This is a genomic window from Geobacter hydrogenophilus (assembly GCF_018501225.1).
Lineage (GTDB): Bacteria > Desulfobacterota > Desulfuromonadia > Geobacterales > Geobacteraceae > Geobacter > Geobacter hydrogenophilus.
Genome location: NZ_JAHCZI010000011.1, coordinates 1 through 20,420, shown reverse-complemented (window position 1 = coordinate 20,420; position 20,420 = coordinate 1). Strand labels below are relative to the sequence as shown.

12 protein-coding genes are annotated in these 20,420 nt (G+C 55.3%); all 12 read left to right on the top strand.

From position 1 onward, the window contains the following. Positions 1–67 precede the first annotated feature (67 nt). The 12 genes from KI811_RS14675 (at position 68) to KI811_RS14620 (ending at position 20,363) form a co-directional block, all read left to right on the top strand. On the top strand, positions 68–484 hold the full coding sequence (locus tag KI811_RS14675) for a hypothetical protein (RefSeq protein WP_214187229.1): 417 nt from the start codon (positions 68–70) through the stop codon (positions 482–484). Beyond that, on the top strand, positions 484–1,629 hold the full coding sequence (locus KI811_RS14670; protein ID WP_214187228.1) for a S1C family serine protease: 1,146 nt from the start codon (positions 484–486) through the stop codon (positions 1,627–1,629). Before KI811_RS14675 ends, KI811_RS14670 begins: the two co-directional genes overlap by 1 nt. Positions 1,630–1,763: 134 nt before the next feature. Beyond that, on the top strand, positions 1,764–2,477 hold the full coding sequence (locus KI811_RS14665; protein ID WP_214187227.1) for a hypothetical protein: 714 nt from the start codon (positions 1,764–1,766) through the stop codon (positions 2,475–2,477). A gap of 12 nt (positions 2,478–2,489) precedes the next feature. After that, the gene (locus KI811_RS14660; RefSeq protein WP_214187226.1) at positions 2,490–2,903 is read left to right on the top strand and encodes a hypothetical protein; all 414 of its coding nucleotides are present in this window, start codon (positions 2,490–2,492) and stop codon (positions 2,901–2,903) included. A 99-nt stretch (positions 2,904–3,002) separates the two neighbouring features. Further along, positions 3,003–4,820: a M48 family metalloprotease gene (locus KI811_RS14655; protein ID WP_214187225.1), complete on the top strand. Its 1,818-nt coding sequence runs from the start codon at positions 3,003–3,005 to the stop codon at positions 4,818–4,820. Further along, the gene (locus KI811_RS14650; protein WP_214187224.1) at positions 4,820–6,412 is read left to right on the top strand and encodes a S1C family serine protease; all 1,593 of its coding nucleotides are present in this window, start codon (positions 4,820–4,822) and stop codon (positions 6,410–6,412) included. The genes KI811_RS14655 and KI811_RS14650 overlap by 1 nt, the downstream gene beginning before the upstream one ends. 79 nt (positions 6,413–6,491) lie before the next feature. Next, positions 6,492–7,718, top strand: coding sequence for a formylglycine-generating enzyme family protein (locus KI811_RS14645; protein WP_214187223.1), 1,227 nt, complete (start codon positions 6,492–6,494; stop codon positions 7,716–7,718). A 36-nt stretch (positions 7,719–7,754) separates the two neighbouring features. Beyond that, positions 7,755–8,894: a caspase family protein gene (locus tag KI811_RS14640; RefSeq protein WP_214187222.1), complete on the top strand. Its 1,140-nt coding sequence runs from the start codon at positions 7,755–7,757 to the stop codon at positions 8,892–8,894. Positions 8,895–8,982: 88 nt separating this feature from the next. Continuing rightward, on the top strand, positions 8,983–9,717 hold the full coding sequence (locus KI811_RS14635) for a hypothetical protein (RefSeq protein ID WP_214187221.1): 735 nt from the start codon (positions 8,983–8,985) through the stop codon (positions 9,715–9,717). Positions 9,718–10,031: 314 nt separating this feature from the next. After that, a complete protein-coding gene (locus KI811_RS14630; RefSeq protein ID WP_214187220.1) occupies positions 10,032–12,116 on the top strand; it encodes a caspase family protein in 2,085 nt (694 codons plus the stop codon). A 56-nt stretch (positions 12,117–12,172) separates the two neighbouring features. Beyond that, positions 12,173–16,045: a tetratricopeptide repeat protein gene (locus KI811_RS14625; RefSeq protein WP_214187219.1), complete on the top strand. Its 3,873-nt coding sequence runs from the start codon at positions 12,173–12,175 to the stop codon at positions 16,043–16,045. A 37-nt stretch (positions 16,046–16,082) separates the two neighbouring features. Then, entirely contained in the window at positions 16,083–20,363 is a 4,281-nt protein-coding gene (locus tag KI811_RS14620; RefSeq protein ID WP_214187218.1) for a tetratricopeptide repeat protein, read from the top strand. The last annotated feature ends 57 nt before the right edge of the window (positions 20,364–20,420 follow it).

The following is a 20,420-nucleotide window of genomic DNA, read 5'->3' as shown; positions in this document are numbered from 1 at the left end:
TAATGGGTGATGGGAGGAGGTACGAAACATGAGGCTTCGTTTGTTGACGATACTTGCAGGAATATGCATGGCAGCATCGCTTTGTCTGGCAGATTCTACGGAAGTCGAGCTCCTGACATCCGCTGAAGGTGCGATTCCGAATGAAAGGTCATATGGCTTTGCTTCTAGTCAGATTCTTGAAAATTCGGGGCCTGCGGTAGAACTGGTTTCGCCGAGCCTGGAACAGGAACAGAAGTCTCCTTTCAGCCTGAGGGTGAAATTTACTCCCAGACCCGGAACTTCGGTTGATCTCGGCACGCTCAAAGTTGAGGCCCTTAAACTCATGCCGCTGAATGTTACCTCTCGCGTGCGTCCCTATGCCTCTGCTACGGGAATTCATGTTGCTCAGGCCAAGGTCCCTTCCGGCGTTCACAAAATCAGATTTACGCTAGGCGATAGTGCAGGCGGGATAACCAAGCAAGTTTTTGTAGTGACGGTGAGATAATGGGAACTGCGATCCGTGATGCAGTAACTGCAGGGTTTTGGGCCATTGGTGCGAAGGGGATGATGGTCTCATTTTTGTCATCGCTTGCCGGAATGCTTCTGCTGGTGGTTGGTTCTGGATCAATCGCCATTGCTGCTCCTGCGCCTTTGCCGCAGGTCGGTATGGTAAAGAAGGCCATGCCGGCTGTGGTTGGAATTGGTGTCGACAAGAGGACCAGGATAGGGTTTCGGTTCGCGGGGGACAATTCTTTCTGGGAAGAGTTCCAGAAACAATACAAGCGTGAGGAAAAAGAATTCCGAAAGAAGGGTAAGCCCCAGTGGGACCCGAAAAGTGATTCCGTAACTCTCGACGATATTGCTGTGGTCGGTTCTGGTTTTTTTGTTGACGAAACAGGGACTGTGGTGACTGCGGAGCATGTGATTGAGGGGCACAGGCAAGTGTATGTGACCACATGGGACAAAAATATCTACCGTGCCCGGGTAACCAGGTCATCACAGGAAAACGATGTGGCAGTGTTGAAAGTCGAAGGGGGCAACGGCCCATTCCCGTTCATGCCCCTTGCCGATTCCGAAGCGGTGGAAATAGCGGAACCGGTTATCGCAATCGGCAACCCCTTCGGCATTACCTTTACGGTGACAAGCGGCATTGTAAGCGCACTCAACCGCTCCCTTGGCGAGGGGACTTCAGGACTCATCCAGACCGATGCCCCCCTGAACCCCGGTAACAGCGGTGGCCCATTGCTCAACATGGACGGCGAAGTCATCGGCGTTTCCCATGCCATTTACACCCCTGCCACAGGGCAGGGCGGAAAAGGATTCAATGTCGGGCTCGCATTTGCCGTTCCGTCAAACAGGGTAAAAGAGTTGATGAGAGGAAAGGATGAGGCGGAGGGCATGTATATCGGTATCCGTCTCAAGGGGGATGGCTCTCCTGTCGTTGACTCTGTCGATGTGGGGAGTCCGGCTCACGAAGCGGGGCTGAAGCCCGATGACCGTATTCTATTTGTTGACGGGCGCAAGGTGAACAGTTCTGAAGATCTGCTGAAGCAGTTGAGCAGCAAAAGGCCTGGAAAAGCCGTTTCAATTCGGCTCAAACGTCTGGGGGAAACGATCAGCATCACGATTGTACCGGGCAGAAAGGAGTGAACGAAAATTTTCGATCGGAAATGGGCAATGTGTCCGTCTAACAGTATCAAGACTGCTCAGCTGTGCTGAGATAAAAACAAGGAGGGACAATAATGAGACTTTCAAGAATTGCTGCAGTTGTTGCCGTTGGGCTCATGTTTGCCGGTACGGCGATCGGGGCAGATGCCCCGAAGCAGGAGAAGAAGACAGTCGTGGTGCCCCCGTCATCACGCGTGTTGGTAAAAGGGGCCACTAAGTCGGCCGGAGCAAAGCGTCTTGCCAAAGGGGTAAAGGCTGCTTCCGCAAAGGCCTATGGCTTTACTACCGGCGTCTCCGAGGAAAAAGGTTCCTTCAAGCTCGGGATTCTGTTGGCCGACCTTGAAACAACGCTTCTGGCCGGCGACAAGGACAAATCGCTCAAAGCTGTGGATACCCTGGCAGAGGGCCTGACAGCCCTTGGAGCCCCGACGCCGCTTGTCATATCCGTCGTAAACATCAAAGCCGCCATAACCGGCGGAACTGATCTCAAGGCGGTGAGCGCCGCCAGTATGCCGGTCCTTCGCCCCTTCCTGGATGATTTTGTAAAAAAGGAGGGTAAGACTGCATACCAGAAACTCGGCGAATGGACTGAGTCTACCCGGTTGGCGCTTCTGGCCTCACAACAGCAGAAAAGCAACCTCGCCGGAAATTTCCTCAACGGAGTCAACATGGCATCCTACTTCCTTGAAGAAATGAAAGGATTGAACCTGCCACAGGGGGCAACAGACGGCCTCACCTCCCTTGCTGCCCTTGAAAAGACCAAAATTACCGGTGCCGAAGTGAAAGCTGCACTTAAGGCACTTGCCGCAATTCAAGAAACCATGTCTTAAGGGGGAAATACGATGAAAAAGAAAATTATCGCCATGGTTGCAGCTGTAATGCTCTGTTCCGCCGGTTCGGCCTTTGCCGCGGCAAGTGAAGGTTCCAAGCTCCTCTGCACGGCTGCCTTTCTCAAGTTAGCCGGAGAAGGGTATGAGATTGACTATGCCGATGCCGACGACCTGACCACCTCTCAAGTCAAACGGTACTCTGGTAATAGAGAGGCAGACGTAACCTATGCGGCCGTAGGCGTGGCCGTTGAAGATGAAACCAAGATCAGGGTAAAGGTCTTCGACGAAAATGAAAAATTGATCGAGGAAGACACTGATGTCCGCATGGCAGTAGCGTCGCATACGCCAAAGTGGACAGGCAAATTTGCCTACACCGTTGATGTGTACAAAAACACGGATTTTTGTTTCGGCATACTCACAAAGTAATGCAACAGAGAGCGAGGGAGAGAGGCGGGGTGCACACCCGCCTCTTGCCTTAAGGAGACTTGGCAACATCCTTTCAGGGAACCTGAGATTGGGGAGACGATGAAAGCAATAGGCCACTTAATTCTATCGGTGATGATCGTTGCCGCTTCGATGTCTGCCCCTGCTGCTGCTCTTGAACAGAATCCGAAGGATAGCGCCGAATGGTGGCTCAGTCGTTACGGGGCAGTTTCCGCAAAGGATGAACCCCTCGCAGTGCGGGCAACAGATGTATTCTCGCGCGTTGCTGCCGCAGCAGACAAAGCGGCCGGCCGGCTCCCTCGACTGCTAGTCATTCGGGAGAAGGGTGATCCCTGGGCGGCGGCAATCCCTGACGGCACCATTATCCTGAGCAGAGGAGGGCTTGAGACCTGTTATAAGGGTGTAACGCCCGAGAGGGGTGATGCCCGTCTGGCATTTGTGCTGGGGCATGAACTCTCCCACCAGTCCAAAGACGACTTCTGGCATTCCCGGGCGTCTCAGGCGGTTCAGGAATTTGCTGGCAGCGGTAAGGAGCTGGCGGCGGTATCTTCGTATATCCAGAGCACCTCTGATCTCGGAGCCGGTGTTCATGCCAGGGAGGTGGCCAAAATCAAAGAACTCCAGGCCGACGGTTACGGAATCGTAATCATGGCGATGGCCGGCTACGATCCCCATGATGTGGTCAGCGGCGATGGGACCAATTTCATCCAGGATTTCGTATCCCAGATCACCGGCAAGGTTGCCTACGAGGATCCGGAGCATCCGACGCCGGCCCAGCGGGCTGATTTCCTTAGGGTCAACCTTGCATCGGTGGCAGAGGAACTGGAGCTGTTCAGGATTGGAGTCCGCTACTATCAGCAGGGTCGCTACGAAGATGCTGTAGCCTTTCTGGGGCGTTTTCGCGAGCGTTTCCCGAGCCGTGAAGTATTTAACGACCTGGGATTGAGTTACTTCCAACTGGCCATGGGGCATCTCAGCCAGTGTGATGCCAGTCTGCCCTACCGCTTCAAGCTCCCTACATTGTTCGATTCTGAAACCCTTGCCGCTGCAACCCGCGGTAAAGGCGACCTGTCGCAGGCCTCCCGCTGCTTCCAGGACGAAACCTACAAAACCTATATTGCCGAGGCCGTGCGCAATCTCGAACTAGCCCAGTCGCGTGATTCCGGCTACTTCCCCGCGCCGGTGAATCTTGCCGCTGCGTATATCATGGCAGGCGAACCTACCAGGGCCATGGCCGCAGCCGAAACTGCCCTTCGAATAAAACCGGGGGATGTGAACGCCACATCGGCCAAGGCAGTCGCGCTCTATCTCTTTGGACGCGCCAATGCCATAGATACCGTGGAGGCGTCGCTGGCCTTGCTCGGGAGTTATGCTGAAGGGCCGACCCCAAGCGCGGATGCTCTTTACAACATGGCCGCCTTCGAGCAGGAGCGGGGAAGAACTGCTGCTATGCAGTCGCACCTCAATGCCTTTCTCGCCGTAGAAAAGGACGGCCCATTCGCTGCGGCTGCCGGCAGGCTTCTTGGCAAGCAGGTACCTGTTGCAACAGCCAAAGCGAAATCCGCTCCCAAGTCACCCATTCCTCTTGGTGACGTTCAGGGGACCACGCCAAAACTGCTTCACGCCATGGCAAAGAAAGAGTTCACTCTGGGGACCGTGCAGGTACAAGTGTATGCCGGCAAGGGGGTGACGGCACTGGTAAAAGATGACATGGTCGACCTTGTTGAGATGGTTGTGGAGAAGCCGCAAACAATTGACGCGTTTCGCAAGGCTTATGGCACTCCCCTGCGGGAGCTGCGCACTCCAGCCGGCGCAGCGCTTGTTTATGATGGATTTGTCGCCGACATCACAGGGGATATGGTACGCGGCATTGCCTTTTTTCCGCGGGGGGGGATCTGATGTTTTTCAATCGCATGCAGAAAGGAAATTTCATGATGAACGATCTTTCCGGGATCAGCCGTATTTCGTCGCTGGCCATGGCAGCCGCCCTTGCCGTGGCAGGCCTGAGCTGTGATGTCTTGCCCGTCTACGCAGGACACCCTGGACCGGTGAAGCAGCAAGTCGCGTCCGTGCCGGATATGCTGGAGCAGGCTTTGCCGGCCATCGTAACCATCGGTGTATTTGAAGGGTCGGATATCGGGACTGCCTATGGTTTTGCCAGTACGGCCAGTGATATCGCCTATGCGAAGTCCCTCGATCTGTCCGGCGTCCAGAGCAGCGGTTCCGGTTTTGTGGTAGAGCGCGGCGGCAAGAAGTACATCGTCACTAATGCCCACGTTATCGACGATGCTGCCGACCAGAGCGGATCCATCGCCGCGTTCAGCATCAATCGCACCAGGTACCCTGTGCGGGTAATCGGCGCGGACTCGTTTTATGACGTTGCGGTGCTTGAGTTCACCGACCGCCAGCCCGGAACAGAGCTGAGCGTTATCGACTTCCGCAAGGATGAGCCGAGGATCGGCGAGCAGGTTTTTGCCATCGGCAATCCCCTTGGAGATTTCCCCTACACCGTTACCCAGGGGATCATCGGCGGCAAGAATCGGGTTCGTGGTGGGATGACCGGCAAGTTCGGCTATCTGCAGAGTTCGGCAACCACCATTTGGGGCAATAGCGGTGGACCGTTGATAGATGCCGCCGGCGAGGTTGTCGGAATCAACACCCAGATCGAGATTGTAGAGCGGAAATTCGGCACATTTGTTCAGCCCCAGCTCAATTTTGCCCTCGAATCAGGCATAGCCCGAAGGGTTGTCGACGATCTTATCGAGCAGGGAAGAGTTGTTCGCGCTTACATGGGGCTCACGCTGACCAACAGGGTTGGTAAGGATAAAACAGTTGCCGAAACGGCACACCCACGCATTTCGGGCATTGTTCCAGGTGGCCCGGGAGCAGAGGCTCTAAAGGGGCGGGAAGGGTACGCGCTTGCCAAAATCAACGGGGTGACCATTCGCAATGTGGAGGAGGCACTTGGAGAATTTGAGAAAGTCCGCCCTGGTGACCGCGTGACCCTGGAACTGGAAGAGAACAAAGAGCGTTCACAGGTGAGCTTTGTCGCCGGCGAACTGAGCCAGCGACAGCATGGCGAACTGGCATCCTATTTTCTCCGTTCCTTTGCCTCTCTTGACCTGAAAAGAGGGACCGATAGCGTCATTATCGAGCCATCCCCCACCTGCGGCGATTCCAACAATCCCGTTTCGTGCGGCAACAGAGCCGTATTTGCTGAGCTTGACCGCAAGAGTGATGACTACGAAGAGCTTGAGGGGTGTCACGAGGATTACCGGATCACAGCTGCCGGTGTCGTTATTGGCCTGAAGGATGACCGCTACAAGGTGTGGCGTGTCCGCAACCTCGCCAATCTTGGGCTCATAATCAGGCTTGCCGCACTGAATGGTTCTGTTTCAGTAAGCGGAAAAGTTGATGACGAGCGTAGTATCGTCACAATGTTGCTTACCGATGATGGCGGTGAAACCGTGCTGAAAACGCTGATCTACTGAAAACAAGGGGGATAAATGACTCGCTTGGTACAAGTCCTTCGGCTTTTATCACGTCCACTGTACGAGAAATGGGCTTGCCATGTTCCATGAGTTTATAAGTATCCTCATGCGAGTTCTATTGCCATTAAGTATCCTTATCGGCTGCGCTCAAGCTCTGAATGCTGCTGAGATAAGGAACTTGAAACCCGTCCAAGTCGGGGACCGGGGACTCGCGAGCTTTGATCTTGTAGGCAGGTCCGATGAGAAAGATTCAGATATCACGGTTTTTATCGAATATGCCGGTAAGCGCTATTCTGCCGATAAGCTTACAATCAGTGGCGATGTCGGGAAAAACGTAACAATCGGCAAGGGTAAAAAAATCTGGTGGGATGTTCTGAAGGACATTCCAGGAGGAATAGATGGTGATGTCATTTGGGATATTGAGGCCTCAGGCGGATCGGTCATAGAAAATTCAGGAACAAGCAGGGCCGTATTCGTCGACCCGACCCTCGGTATTGAGTTTGTCTCCGTAAAAGGCGGATGTTTCAAAATGGGCAACACCTTTGGCCAGGGAGATTCGGATGAAGCGCCGGCACATGTGGTTTGTGTCGATAACTACGCTTTGGCAAAGTATGACGTCACTCGCGGAGATTTCGAAAGATTCGTCGGCGAAACCGGCTACCTCAGCGATGCGGAGACACGCAAGACCGATAAGGGGTGTTATAGCTACGCCGGCCTTAAATGGGGCATGATCCCCGAGGGGAACTGGGCCGGCCCCGGTTTTTACCAAAACCAGAATCATCCTGCTGTCTGCATCAGCTACAACGATGCTCTTACCTTTATAAAGTGGCTATCAGGGAAAAGCGGGAAATCCTACCGGCTACCGACAGAGGCCGAATGGGAATATGCAGCAAGAGATGGCGGCAAGTTCTATCAATTTCCGTGGGGAAACGGCGAAAAGCAGGGGAATGTTGGAGACGAGGCATTGAAACGTGAGCTTGCTGGGTGGAAGTACGATATCGGGGTCGGATACGATGACGGTTGGCCATTCACGTCAAAAGTAGGTTTTTACGCTCCCAACGAGATGGGGGTGTATGACTTGGCCGGCAATGTTTCTCAGTGGGTGTCAGATTGGTATTCCGAAAAATATTACCAGGATAGTCCCCGTGATAATCCCACTGGTCCGAATAACGGTGAAAAGCGGGTAGTTCGTGGAAGTTCGTGGCGCTCCGTGCCCAATGATTCGCGCACAACATTTCGCGACCGGATGAATCCGAACTATGGCGCCAACTCCATCGGCTTTCGTCTGGCGTTTCCGTCTCCGTGAAAGATCGTGAAAATTGCCTGGCAGTGAGGTTGAACTATGCTGATTCGTCTTGCAGTCATGGTGCTGCTGTTTATTTGTTCCGCAACGGCTGCCTTGGCTGTGCGCCAAAAGGTCAAGATGTCGGTGCAACCTCATGTTGATACGACCCTTCCCTCGATAGTCATCATATCCCCGATAGTAAATCGTGGTCCTGTAACGCTTGCTAAGGGGGCGAAATTGGCGGTGAAGGGGATTGCGACCGACGAAAGTGGCGTGGCCTCTGTCACGGTCAATGGCAAGGAGGTTACCATAGATGATCAAGGCGCCTTTGCTGCCGATGTCATGCTTAACCCCGGCCAAAGCCAAATAGTAGTGGCCGCCTTTGATGCCAATGGAAACAAGTCGCAACAAGTCATTACCCTCAACCGCTCAGGCAGCGTGCCTCTTGCAGACAACGTAAACGGCTCGGGCCAGGGCAAGAACTATGCTCTCTTGATAGGCATTAATGGCTATAAGAACATTCAGCCACTTACGAGCGCCATAAACGACGTTAATACAGTCACTCAAGTCTTGCGGGACGACTATGGCTTCGTAACAACGGTTCTCATCGACGCAATGGCGACACGATCCGGTATTGCCCGGGAGTTGGCCAGGATCAGGAAAGAGCTCAATCCAGAAGACCGGCTCCTGATCTATTATGCCGGTCACGGCTTTCACGATAAAGAGACCGACACATCCTACTGGCTGCCGGTGGATGCCGATCAGAATGAGGTCACAGAATGGCTGCCGACCAGGGATGTCACCGACGAGTTGCACAGGTGCAAGGCCCGCCAGGTCCTTATCGTGTCGGACTCCTGCTATGCCGGCACAATTTCCCGTTCATTCAATCCCAATCTTGCAGGTGAGGGTTCTCGAAATAATTATCTGCAAAAGATGATGGGCAAGCCATCCCGTGTCCTGATAGCCAGCGGCGGCAATGAACCAGTCGCCGACGGCGCCACCGGGCACTCTCCCTTTGCCGATGCATTCGTCAAGGCCCTTACAAGCCCCTTTGACACCCAATTTACCGCAGAGGAACTGTTAACCCGCCAGATAAAGGAATCTGTGGCCGGCCACAGCGCACAAACGCCCCAATATAAAGTCATCCACAACTCCGGCCATGATGGCGGAGACTTCGTCTTCGTAAAATTGCGGTAACCCTTTGAACGTATGCGGAACATGTTGCATCGGCGCAGGCTTGCCGCTCTGAACCCCCCAAAGACTATGCAGACCGAAAGGATTGAGAATGAAGTACCGTGATCTGGTGGTTGCCGTGGGCAGGTTATTGGACGATCTGGGGGTGCGCGCATACTGCCGCGAGGTGTGCGGCGGCTTGTGCTGCCGGGACCAGGAGAACAGGCACGAATGCAAGCTTTACAATACCCGGGGGGTCGAATTCTGCAATTCGCACCTTGCCTGCACCACCTACGTTTGCAGCCGGCTGCTGGAAAACCTTGCGGACATTGCCCCGCACCTTACGACCGCTCTCAGGGTGATGGAAAACAAGGTCCGGATAGCGATTGAAGGGACTCTGGCAGATCAGGGGGTGGTGCGCCCCAGTGCCTATTTCTCCGAGTATGAGCCAAACTCCATGGCTGATCTGGAAATCCCCGCATCGGTGCCGCCCGTTTCAGGGGACGGCGTTTCTATGATCGTGCTTGATGAAGCTGCCGCCATAAGGTCGCGCCTGGCTCGTTGTGTGGCTGAGCGTTCGGATATCAGGGCGGCCGGATTCTCAAAGCTGGTCGAGCAGGGCTCGTCAGAGTCGGAAGGATATTTCAGTCGTGTGTTCCTCGATGATGCGGGGCGAAAATTCCTGATTGCCGCATTCAAGGAAACTCCCGGCACCTTTGGTTTCTACGGTCCGGTTAATAGGGATTACCCGTTTGAAAGTGCCGAACTCATGCCCTATTTTCGGCAGCGGCCGCACCGTTTCAGCGGCTGGGATGAGGCGATTGACTATCTATCGCGAAATATCTGAACTGTTCAGGGTTGTGGCTGCCTCTGAACTCTTGCCGGACGACCTTGCAGGCGCGGACGCATTCGACAGGGAGCTTGCCGCTTCAGTGAGGGAGTCAGCAGGGCAAACAATGGATTCCTGTTATTGAGATTAATGGACGCATTGTCCGTCTAACTTAGCAGGTGTTGCAGAAGGATGTCGAAAGGGCCACCCATGACGGGAATGATCCCCATGCTGATAGCCGTGTTCGTTTTGCTGGCGTGTGCAGATTTCCCTGCCGCGCCGCTTTTGTATAAAGGCGGATTATATGAAATGAATATGGAGGCAAGTTCCCTATGAAGGCATTGCGTCTGTTGCCGTTGCTGCTCTGGATGGTGCTCTGCCAGAATGTCATTTCTGCCCGCGCTGCGCAACATGCGCTTCTCATTGGCATCTCCGACTACGGCGGCACCGGCTTCAGGAATCTCGACGGTACCCTGAACGATGTGGAACTTGTGCGCGGGATGCTCAAGGATCGCTTCGGGTTTGCGGAGAGCGATATTCGGGTGCTGACTAACGCCGCAGCGAATCACAGCAGTATCCAGAAGGCCTTTGCCGACCTGGCGGCACGGGTCAAGGAGGGAGACTTCGTCTACATCCAGTATTCGGGGCATGGTTCACGAACCCCCGACCTCAATGGTGATGAGAAGCCCCGCTTTTCAGGCGACCAGCCTTTGGATTCCACCTGGGTATCCTTCGGGGCGCGGGTCAAAGCCGAAGGGAAGGGTGACGCACGCGGCGGGATGAAGGATGCGGACAACTACGACATTCTGGATGATGAGCTCGGCGAGTGGCTTGCCCCCATTTACCGGAAGACGGCGAACGTGGCCTTTGTCTCCGATTCGTGCCATTCGGGGAGCATGACTCGGGGCGAGGCTCCCAAGACGCGGGCAATCCCCGTCGATATGCGTCGCCACCCTCTCGGCGAGCGGAAATTCGCCCTGCCCGTGCAGGCCGGGGTGCGGATCGGGGCTGCCCGCGATGACCAGGAGGCCGGGGAGTTTCCTGCCCCTGACGGCAAAAGCTATGGTCTCTTCACCTGGCATTGGGTTCAAGCGCTCTATCAATCCTCGCCGGGCGACACCTGGGACGATGTCTTCAAGCGCACCGTGGCCCTGATCGGAAAAGAGCGCGAGACCCGCCAGCATCCCCAGATCGAGGGGGAGATACGGCGCAGCGCCTTTGACGGCAGTTTCCCGCCGCCGGTTCTGAGCATACCGGTCACCGATGTTCTGGACGATGGCAAAGCCGTTACCCTCAAGGCCGGGAAATTCACCGGCATGACCATCGGCTCGACGTTCCGCAAAAAGGGTGGCGCTGCGACGCTGGTCATAACATCCGTCCAGCCCTTTGCCAGCACCGCCGATGTTACGGCCGGAACCTTCAAGGCCGGCGACCTTGTGGTCGAAGAGACCCATGTCTATCCTTTCGAGCCCCTGAGGGTCTTCGTGCGGGCCGACCTTGGCCAGGATTCTCCCGTGGCCGCCATCCTGCGCGACGCCGTGACCGGTATTCCGGGATATGCTCCGGCCACCTCCCAGAAAGAAGCCGACCTGTTGCTGCTGGTTATCCGCCCCAAACGCCAGGGGGACCAGTACGTGAAAGAAACGCCCAATGCGACACTCCCCCAGCCAGACCCTGCTGCGCAACCGGAGATCTGGGTGCTGGCCCCCGATGAGCGCCCGACGCGGGAGAATCTCAGGATTTCTGCGTCAGATCCGAAACGTGCCAGGGAGCTTGTGACGGAAAATCTCCGCAAGATGGCGAAAGTGCGTGAGATACGGAGTCTCGGCGAAAAGTCCGGCGGTGGCGGCGCTGCGATCGAGTTGATGATTACCCGCTACGTTCCCGACAAGAACTGCACGGGCGACGGATGTCTCGATGTGCCGGATGAAAAGGCCAAGGGACTCTACCGCAAGGTGGGCACCTTTCCTGCCCATCAGATGCAGGAGCAGCAGCTTTCCCGCGGCGATATCCTCACCCTGAGCGTGCGGAACAATTCCACCACGGACCTGTACTGTTACCTGATCGACATCACCCAGGCAGGCAAGATAGAGGCGATATATCCGAAACCGGAGAACAGCGCCAGCGAGGTACTCGTTTCTGCCCGCACCACCCGCGACTTTGCCGATGTTGCCGGGCTCATAATCGAAGAGCCGGGGCAGGAGACCCTGAAAGTCATTGCCTCGCAGGTGCCGCTTGATGTCTCCCTCTTCGAGCAGGGGGGGTACCGGACCCGCGGCGCAATGAAAGGTGGAGCCAATCCGTTGGAGGATTATCTGGCAAATGCCATGGGGGGCCGAACGAGGGGGAGCGGTGTTGCCACGAACAGCAACAACGCCCGTTGGGGGGCGGCTTCCGCCATGTTTGAGGTGCGGTGACAGGGCGGATTTGCTGGTTGTGAGAATCAATAGAAGGATTTGAGGGGAATTGAGCAATGACCGGAAAGCAACGAGGGGCTGCCATACGGGTATTGTCGGGCATGGTGTTTTTTTTACTTTCCTCTGTGCCTCTTTGGGCCGCGCCGGTGCTCTACAAGGGGACGCTGGAGGTGAAAGCGACGTCGGGCGGGGCATGCACGGGGAAAGAAGTCGGGAAAGTGATGGAGCTGGAACTGGTGCTCGACCAGAGTGCCACCGGGGTGACCGGCTATTTCTCCGGAGCGGACATCGCCACCGGCCAGTTCAGCGGCAAGGACGCCGGGTCGCTTGCCGTCGTTTACCCATTTGCCGAACAGGAGCTGCCGGAAGGACACAGGCTGAAGCTTTTACTCAATGGCGACAGTGCCAGCGGCACCCTCCATGAGCGGCATCTTGCCGCGACGGTTGATAATTGCAATTACGATCTGGCCCAATTGAAGCTGACTCTTGCCGGTGATGATGCCAACACTGCCTGGAAAACGGTCGAGGCAAGATTCAATGCCAGTTTGGCCAGGTCGCAGGGGCAGGCGCTGTACCGGCAGAAAAAATACGCCGAGGCAATTCCGCTTTACGAAAAGGCCTTGACTCTGCGAGAAGAAGCCGACGGCAAAACTGCCGAGGCGGTTGGATGGTTTCTGAACGGACTGGTGCGGGCTTACGGTAACGCGGGACGCCTCGAAGAGGCCCGAAAGATGCTGGATGACGGAGTGAAACGCTTTCACGGCGTGGAGGTCGGCAAGGCCCTTGCGGAGACAGACAAATGGCTGATTGATCTGCCGGAAACTACCCTTGCCGACCGGTACTTTTCCCAAGGGAGGGATCTCGAAGACAAACAGAGCTATGCCGAAGCGATCCCGCTCTATCAGAAAGCCCTTGAAATCGCTCAGCGCCTTCGTCCCCATGACGTGGCCGATATTATGGCACAGTTAGCATCCTGTCACATGGAGTTGCAGCAGTGGGGCAAGGCGGAACTGTATTACCGGGAAACGGTTGACCTTAAGGAAAAAGAATATGGCCCGGAATCGATAAAGTTGGCAACCTCCCTCAACAGCCTGGCCGTTCTGTACTATACCACCGGCCGTTACGCCGAGGCCGAGCCGCTCTTCACGCGCGCCTTGGCGATTAGGGAGATGGTCCTCGGCCCGGAGCATCCTGGCACCTCCACCTCCCTCAGCAATCTGGCCGCGTTGTACCAGGCCACTGGCCGCTACGCTGATGCCGAGCCGCTCCACAAGCGCGCCCTGGCGATAATAGAGAAAGCCCTAGGCCCGGAGCATCCCGACACCGCCTCCATCCTCAACTCCCAGGCAGTGCTGTACTACGCCACCAGCCGCTACACCGATGTGGAGCCGCTCTTCAAGCGCGCCCTGGAAATCAGGGAGAAAGTGCTCGGCCCGGAGCATCCCGACACCGCCACCTCCCTCAACAACTTGGCCTTGCTGTACAAAACCACCGGCCGCTACACCGATGCCGAGTCGCTCTACAGACGTGCCCTGTCGATCAGAGAGAAGGTGTTCGGTCCGGAGCATGCAGAGACCGCCATCTCCCTCAACAACCTGGCTACACTGTACGATACTATCGGTCGCTACGCCGAGGCAGAGCCGCTCTACAGACGTGCCCTGTCGATCAGGGAGAAGGTGTTCGGTCCGGAGCATGCAGAGACCGCCGCCTCCCTTAACAACTTGGCCGCGCTGTACCAGACCACCGGCCGCTACGCCGATGCGGAGCCGCTCTATAAGCATGCCCTGTCGATCAGGGAGAAGGCGCTCGGCCCGGAGCATCCTGACACTGCCGCCTCCCTCAGCAACCTGGCCGTGCTGTACTATACCACCGGCCGTTACGCCGATGCGGAGCCGCTCTTCAAGCACGCCCTGTCGATCAGGGAGAAAGTGCTCGGTCCGAAGCATCCCGACACTGCCGACTCCCTCAACAACCTGGCTGCGCTGTACGATACCACCGGCCGTTACGCCAATGCCGAGCCGCTCTACAGACGTGCCCTGTCGATCAGGGAAAAGGTGTTCGGTCCAGAGCATGCAGAGACCGCCGCCGCCCTTCACAATCTGGCTGTGCTGTACACTACCACCGGCCGCTACGCCGATGCGGAGCCGCTCTACAAGCGCGCCCTGGCGATCGCTGCAGATACCGGCAATCCAGAGTTGCACTGGAAGGTTAATAACTGCTACGGCCAGTCATTGGAGAAACAGCAAAACCCGACAGCGGCGGTATTCTTCCTCAAACAGGCGGTAAACACCATCCAGAGTCTGCGCCAGAACGTCGCCAAGCTGGGCAAGAATGTCCTGAACAGCTTCACCGGAACCGTAGAGGAAAATTACAAGCATCTAGCAAATCTCCTCATTGAGCAGGGGCGCCTGGCCGAAGCCCAGCAGGTACTAGCAATGCTCAAGGAGGAGGAGTACTTTCAATACGTGCAGCGCTCCGCCGCCGATGCCTCCAAACTGAACACCACCGCCAGTTTCACCCCTGCCGAAGAACCGTGGCAGCAGGAATATGAGGCCCTTTCCGCCGGGGCCGCCGAACTGGGCAAAGAGCTGGGAGAGCTGCGGGAGCTGCAGAAAAAAGGCTTCATCCGTGTAGAAGAAAAGAAGCGGTTGGCGGTTCTCGAAGAGGAGAACAAAAAGCAGACCGCCGCCTTCAACGCCTTCCTGGAGCGCCTCATCAAAGGGCTGCGGGAAGATGCCCGTAAGCTGGCCGAGGATGCACGGGAGCAGCGCCTGGAAGAACTGGGGCAAAAGGGGCTGGCCAAGACCGCGGCCCTGCGCAGCACCCTGAAGGCCCTGGGCGAAGGCTCCGTCGTGCTGCACTACCTGATCATGGACGACAGGCTGCATATACTCCTCACCACCCCCGACATGCAACTGGCCCGGCAGAGTGCCATCACGGCCACAGAACTGAACAAGAAGATCTTCGCCTTCCGCGAACAACTCAAAAACCCCCATTCCGACCCCTTGATCCTGGCCAGGGAACTCTATGGCATCCTCATCGCCCCGGTGGCGAAGGAGCTGCAGGAGAGTAAAGCCTGGACCCTCATGCTCTCCCTGGACGGCGCTCTGCGCTACCTTCCCTTTGCCGCCCTGTATGACGGGAAGGGCTATCTGGTCAGCCGGTACCGCACCGTCATGTACTCCGAAGTGGCTAAGGACAAAGTAGCGCTCCCCGCAGCCTCCACCTGGCAGGTTGCGGCCCTGGGCACCAGCGCCGAATGGCCCGGCTTCTCACCGCTACCCTCGGTGCCGGGGGAGTTGAGCGGCATCATCCGCAGCGACGCCGGCGGTGTCATCCCCGGCGAAATCCATCTGGACAAACAGTTCACCGAAGTCGCGCTGCAGGAGGCTGCGGCACGCAAACCGGTACTGCACATCGCCAGCCACTTCAGATTCGTCCCGGGCACCGACACCGATTCGTTCCTGCTCCTGGGTGACGGCAGCAGACTGACTCTGGCCCAAGTCAAGGGGGGGAGCTACTTCCAGGAGAGCGAACTGCTCACCCTATCTGCCTGTGAAACCGCCATGGGCTCAAGCGGCAAGGGTGCGGAGATTGAGGGCTTCGGCGCCCTGGCCATGGGGCAGGGCGCCAAGGCGGTCATCGCTACCCTCTGGCCGGTGGCCGACGAGAGCACGGCGCTGCTGATGCGAGAGTTTTACCGTCAGCATGAGGGGAAGCTCACCAAGGTGGAGGCGCTGCGCCAGGCGCAGCTTCGGCTGCTCACCGGCGAGATACGACCTGGGGGCGCCGCGTCCCCGGCCGACCGTGGAGGGATCAGCCTGCGGAAACCGGCAAACGAGGGAACGACTGAGACGGCAAAGGCAACCGCTCCCTATGCCCATCCCTACTATTGGGCGCCGTTCATCCTCATGGGGAACTGGAAGTGATGCAAGGGCAGGCCAGGGTGAGGGAGGCAGAGGTTAAATGGAATCAAGTCGTGCAATACGTTATTTGTTGATCATCATACTTTTGTTTTATTGTTCAGCGAAACTCCAAGCCGCGCCGGTGCTTTACAAGGGTTCGCTGGAGGTGAAGGCAATATCGGGCGGGGCATGCCCGGGTAAAGAAGCAGGTAAGGCGGTGGAGCTGGAACTGGTGCTCGATCAGGGTGCCACCGGGGTGACCGGCTATTTCTCCGGAACGGATATCGCCACTGGCCAGTTCAGCGGCAAGGACGCCGGGTCGCTTGCCGTCGTTTACCCCTTTGCCGAACAGGAGCTGGCAGAAGGGCACAGGCTGAAGCTTTCACTCAATGGTGACAGTGCCAGCGGCACCCTCCAGGAGCGGCACCTTGCCGCGACGGTTGATAATTGCAATTACGATCTGGCCGAGCTGAAACTGGCAATTTCAGGAGACGATGCTGCCGGTGCCTGGAAAAAGGCCGACGCCAGATTCAATGCCCAGCTTGCCCGATCCCAAGGATTGTCGTTCTACCGGCAAGAAAAGCACGTCGAAGCGATTCCGCTTTTTGAAAAGGCGCTTGGACTGCGGGAAGCCGTGGAAGGGAAAGGTGCCGAAATGGTGGCCTACTATCTCTTGCCCCTTGCTAAGGCAACGTATCGCTCGGGTGATCACGATAAAGCCATTTCGCTACTGGAAGGGAGGCTTCCGGATTTTTCCGCAAGCGGGCAAAGGGTGGAAATTGTTTCCACCCTGGCGGGGTTTATCCATGACAAGCAGGCACGGTATGTGGCCTACAACAAATACCGCAAGGCATTAACTTCCATGAATGCGGCAATGGCCGGGATCAGCCTGGAAAATAATGACGCCGCCGTCGAGACCTTGGCTAAACTTGCCGAATTTAACTCGGCAATGGGTAACTATGATACTGCCGAGCAGTACTACGAACAAGGGGAGAGAATCCTCTCGCAAGGTTCAACCAAAGACAGAAAAACCTATGCCGAATACTTGGCAAGGCGCGCGGCCCACTATGAACGGTACCGCAAATTTGACGATGCCGAACGTCTGTACCAGCAGGCCCTCACTGTTTCTTCGGATGACAGAAAAAGCGAGTACGCAGAGGCATTGGTCGAACTATATGTCAATAGAGGCGATACAGCGTCTGCAGCATTACGTTGCCGCGATTATATCTCCCTTATTAAAAACAAATATGATGTTGAAACGTGGCTGCAAGGTTACTGCAGTAGTACCGGTGGCGATAGTAAAGATAAGGGAAAGTCTGGGGAGGGGAGAAACGGAAAGTACAGTCAAGAATACCAATGCAACAAATCCAAGGAGGAGTATTCCCTAGATCTCAGTGAATACGGAGAAATAGATGCTGTTTCGCGCAGGATTGCTCATTGTTACCTGGAGGCAGGCAAGTTGCCTGAACATCCTCTGACTGACAGCTATCCAGAACTCTTTGTCCTTGCTGACGACAAGTCGTTCCCGGAAAATTATATTGAACTGTTCACCAACAGGAAAGACAAGATAGAATTACTTGAGAATATTTTTGATCTCAGTATTAGTGTTTCGGAAGAAAGGAGAGGAAATATTGAAGAAGCACTAGGGAATATTAACAGAATTGTAAAACATGCCATTTATATAAAATATATTGGAAAATATATAACCACCAGAAATTTACTGCTGCTCGATTCTATGGCATTGAACAGCACTCTTGATTTGAATCAAGACGATGGCGACATGATAGATATTGTCTCGCTCTTTGCCGGCATAACCAGAGCATCCGGAAATATCGACAGGGCTGACAAATTGGTTAGAGACGCATATAGCCGTTTGATGAACTTGAATGAAAAGCAGCAGTTGATGCTAGCGTTCAATCTGTTTGTAACCAGCCTTGAGAGACATGACTATCGGACTGCAATATCTGTCATGCAGAATCACGACCTGTACAGGTTGAAAAATTACCTTAACGCAGAGGATTTAATCACATACGGATGGGCTCTCGATGGTTATCAGTATGCGGACATATTCAGAGTCGTCTATAAAAATGACAAAATTACCCCATATATGAAAGATTTGTTTGCTAATCCTGCATCACGGTATCGAATTATTGAGGATTTGTGTGCGAAGGTGGAACCGAAACTGATTTTCGAGAGATGCTCTGGGAATGCCGGCGCAACCGGTAGCGGACAAATCGCTCTCGAATTCGAGAAGAACAGATTCAAGGTGTGCCGGAATGGGGTTGCGATCCTTGCAAATACCACCAATGAGGATATTGTCGCAGCAACGGTCAATGATGCCGGGTATAAGGTGTCAACAAGGTTGGCTGACTACATATACACGACACATGGAATTTTGCTGAGAAAGAATTATAAAGCGACGCTCGGCATCAAATATGATTCCAGGAATTATGTTGTTAAAGAATTTTTGTTCGGTGACGTTGAAAATACATCGGAGCTGAAGGTTGGGGACAGGCTGAAGCGAATTGGTGATCTTGAAATCACAAGCACCACGACGCAACGGAATTTTAGTGGCTATGTTTCACAAATTCCTCCCGGTCAAGTCATACCGATGTTGGTAGAGCGCAATGGAGAAACCCTGAGGATCAAGTTTACGGTGTCTTCAGCGCAACGATTGGCAAATGTCCCTGCCCTCAGAGTGAACCCCCAGGCTCTGGTCACAGGCGATGTCGTATATAGTGGCAATGTGTTGACCCTGTACGATACGGAAAATCTGGACTCTGCCAATGTCAAGCTTGATGAGTTAAGCACTATTACGAGAATTTTTGTCGCAAAATCCAAGATTGCCGCGACTGATGAAAAGAGTGTTTGCAGTCTGGATGTCAGCGCTCCCGAGAGGCGAACCTGTCATCTCCTGCTCGACAACGAAGTGCCACTTGCAATAGCGGGCACATCGGAATTTGTGGTTTACGACAGAGCGAGGATGGTCCTGAAATACTATGACCTGCTTGATTTCAAGAGTTTCTGCGAACAGGAAGTCAAGCAGTTCGGCATCAGCAAAACACCGCTTTCAGTCATAACGGTCATTGGTACTCGTATTCTCTATAAACACAATGAGCAACACCGCTACTACTTCGTCGATAAGGCCACGGGAGGAAAATGGAGAATACGGGGCAGGATTGTCGCGGTGTATGACGACGAAACCATATCAACCTATGACAACGAACATTTCACCTACACCAAGGCAGGTGCTTCGCTTCCGGTTACGCTTGATAACGTCGTCAAGGCCGGCATAAGTGAGAAGCATCTCTTCTTTGTCACGTCATCGGGAGAACTGTTTCTGTACGAGAAGAATGGCAAGCAGATCTACCATGGGTATGATTACGGCCACCTTCAGAGCGTCCAGAGCAAAAATGACCGGATTTATCTCTATCTTTCAGGCAATGTCGTCAGGGTGCTGCACAGTGCTTCTGCTGCGGCTGCCACTGGAGGGAATCCGGTTTTAGCCTACTCGATTAAGTTCTTTGATGGCGGCGGGTGGGCGGTAGCCACGCCGGAAGGGCGATTCGACACCAACGATATTGAGGGGATCAAAGATCTGCACTGGGTTCTGCCTGACGATCCACTCACTCCTCTGCCCCTTGAAGTATTTATGAAGGAGTACTACGAACCCCGCCTGCTGCCGCGCATCCTTAACGGCGACACCTTCAAGCCGGTCAAGAACCTGATGACGCTCAACCGGGTGCTGCCGACGGTCGCCATCACCTCGGTCACCCGCGAAGGGGAGGGGGACACCGTTTCCGTGACGGTCGCCGTCTACGGCCAGAAGCGGAAGATCGGCGAACGGGAGCGGGAAACCGGCGCTGCCGACCTGAAGCTGTTCCGCGCCGGACAACTGGTCGGCTTTCAGGAAGGAAGGATCGACCTGGACCGCGACGGGAAAGGAACCGTCACTTTCACCGACATCCGTCTGCCGAGAACTGCGGGAATCAAAGAAGTGGAGTTCTCCGCCTATGCCTTCAACGACGACGGCGTGAAGAGCCTCACCAACCGCAGCGCCTTCGCCATGCCCGTCGACATCACGCCGGTCAGGGGAAAGGCGTACCTCGTCACCATCGGCGTCAACCGCTACCAGAACAGCGCCTGGAATCTCCAGTACGCCGCCAGCGATGCGCAAAAGATTCGCCAGTCCCTTGAAAACCGGGTTCCTGGGGCGAACCCTTACGCCGACATCGTTCCCATCACCCTTGCCGACGAACAGGCCACCAAGGGGAACATCCAGGCAGTATTCGATCTCCTCGCCGGCAAACAGGTTTCACAACAGGTGTCAATGGGAACGTAAAAGTGTACCAGTTACGGGAATTGAAAAGTGTACCACTCCCTGGGAGAGAACTTCTCA

Excerpts from the sequence above, each read along its gene's own strand:
- KI811_RS14625 (WP_214187219.1), top strand. The coding sequence starts at position 12,173 with ATGACCGGAAAGCAACGAGGGGCTGCCATACGGGTATTGTCGGGCATG.
- KI811_RS14645 (WP_214187223.1), top strand. The coding sequence starts at position 6,492 with ATGTTCCATGAGTTTATAAGTATCCTCATGCGAGTTCTATTGCCATTA.
- KI811_RS14655 (WP_214187225.1), top strand. The coding sequence starts at position 3,003 with ATGAAAGCAATAGGCCACTTAATTCTATCGGTGATGATCGTTGCCGCT.
- KI811_RS14620 (WP_214187218.1), top strand. The coding sequence starts at position 16,083 with ATGGAATCAAGTCGTGCAATACGTTATTTGTTGATCATCATACTTTTG.
- KI811_RS14635 (WP_214187221.1), top strand. The coding sequence starts at position 8,983 with ATGAAGTACCGTGATCTGGTGGTTGCCGTGGGCAGGTTATTGGACGAT.
- KI811_RS14640 (WP_214187222.1), top strand. The coding sequence starts at position 7,755 with ATGCTGATTCGTCTTGCAGTCATGGTGCTGCTGTTTATTTGTTCCGCA.
- KI811_RS14665 (WP_214187227.1), top strand. The coding sequence starts at position 1,764 with ATGTTTGCCGGTACGGCGATCGGGGCAGATGCCCCGAAGCAGGAGAAG.
- KI811_RS14660 (WP_214187226.1), top strand. The coding sequence starts at position 2,490 with ATGAAAAAGAAAATTATCGCCATGGTTGCAGCTGTAATGCTCTGTTCC.
- KI811_RS14675 (WP_214187229.1), top strand. The coding sequence starts at position 68 with ATGGCAGCATCGCTTTGTCTGGCAGATTCTACGGAAGTCGAGCTCCTG.
- KI811_RS14670 (WP_214187228.1), top strand. The coding sequence starts at position 484 with ATGGGAACTGCGATCCGTGATGCAGTAACTGCAGGGTTTTGGGCCATT.
- KI811_RS14650 (WP_214187224.1), top strand. The coding sequence starts at position 4,820 with ATGTTTTTCAATCGCATGCAGAAAGGAAATTTCATGATGAACGATCTT.
- KI811_RS14630 (WP_214187220.1), top strand. The coding sequence starts at position 10,032 with ATGAAGGCATTGCGTCTGTTGCCGTTGCTGCTCTGGATGGTGCTCTGC.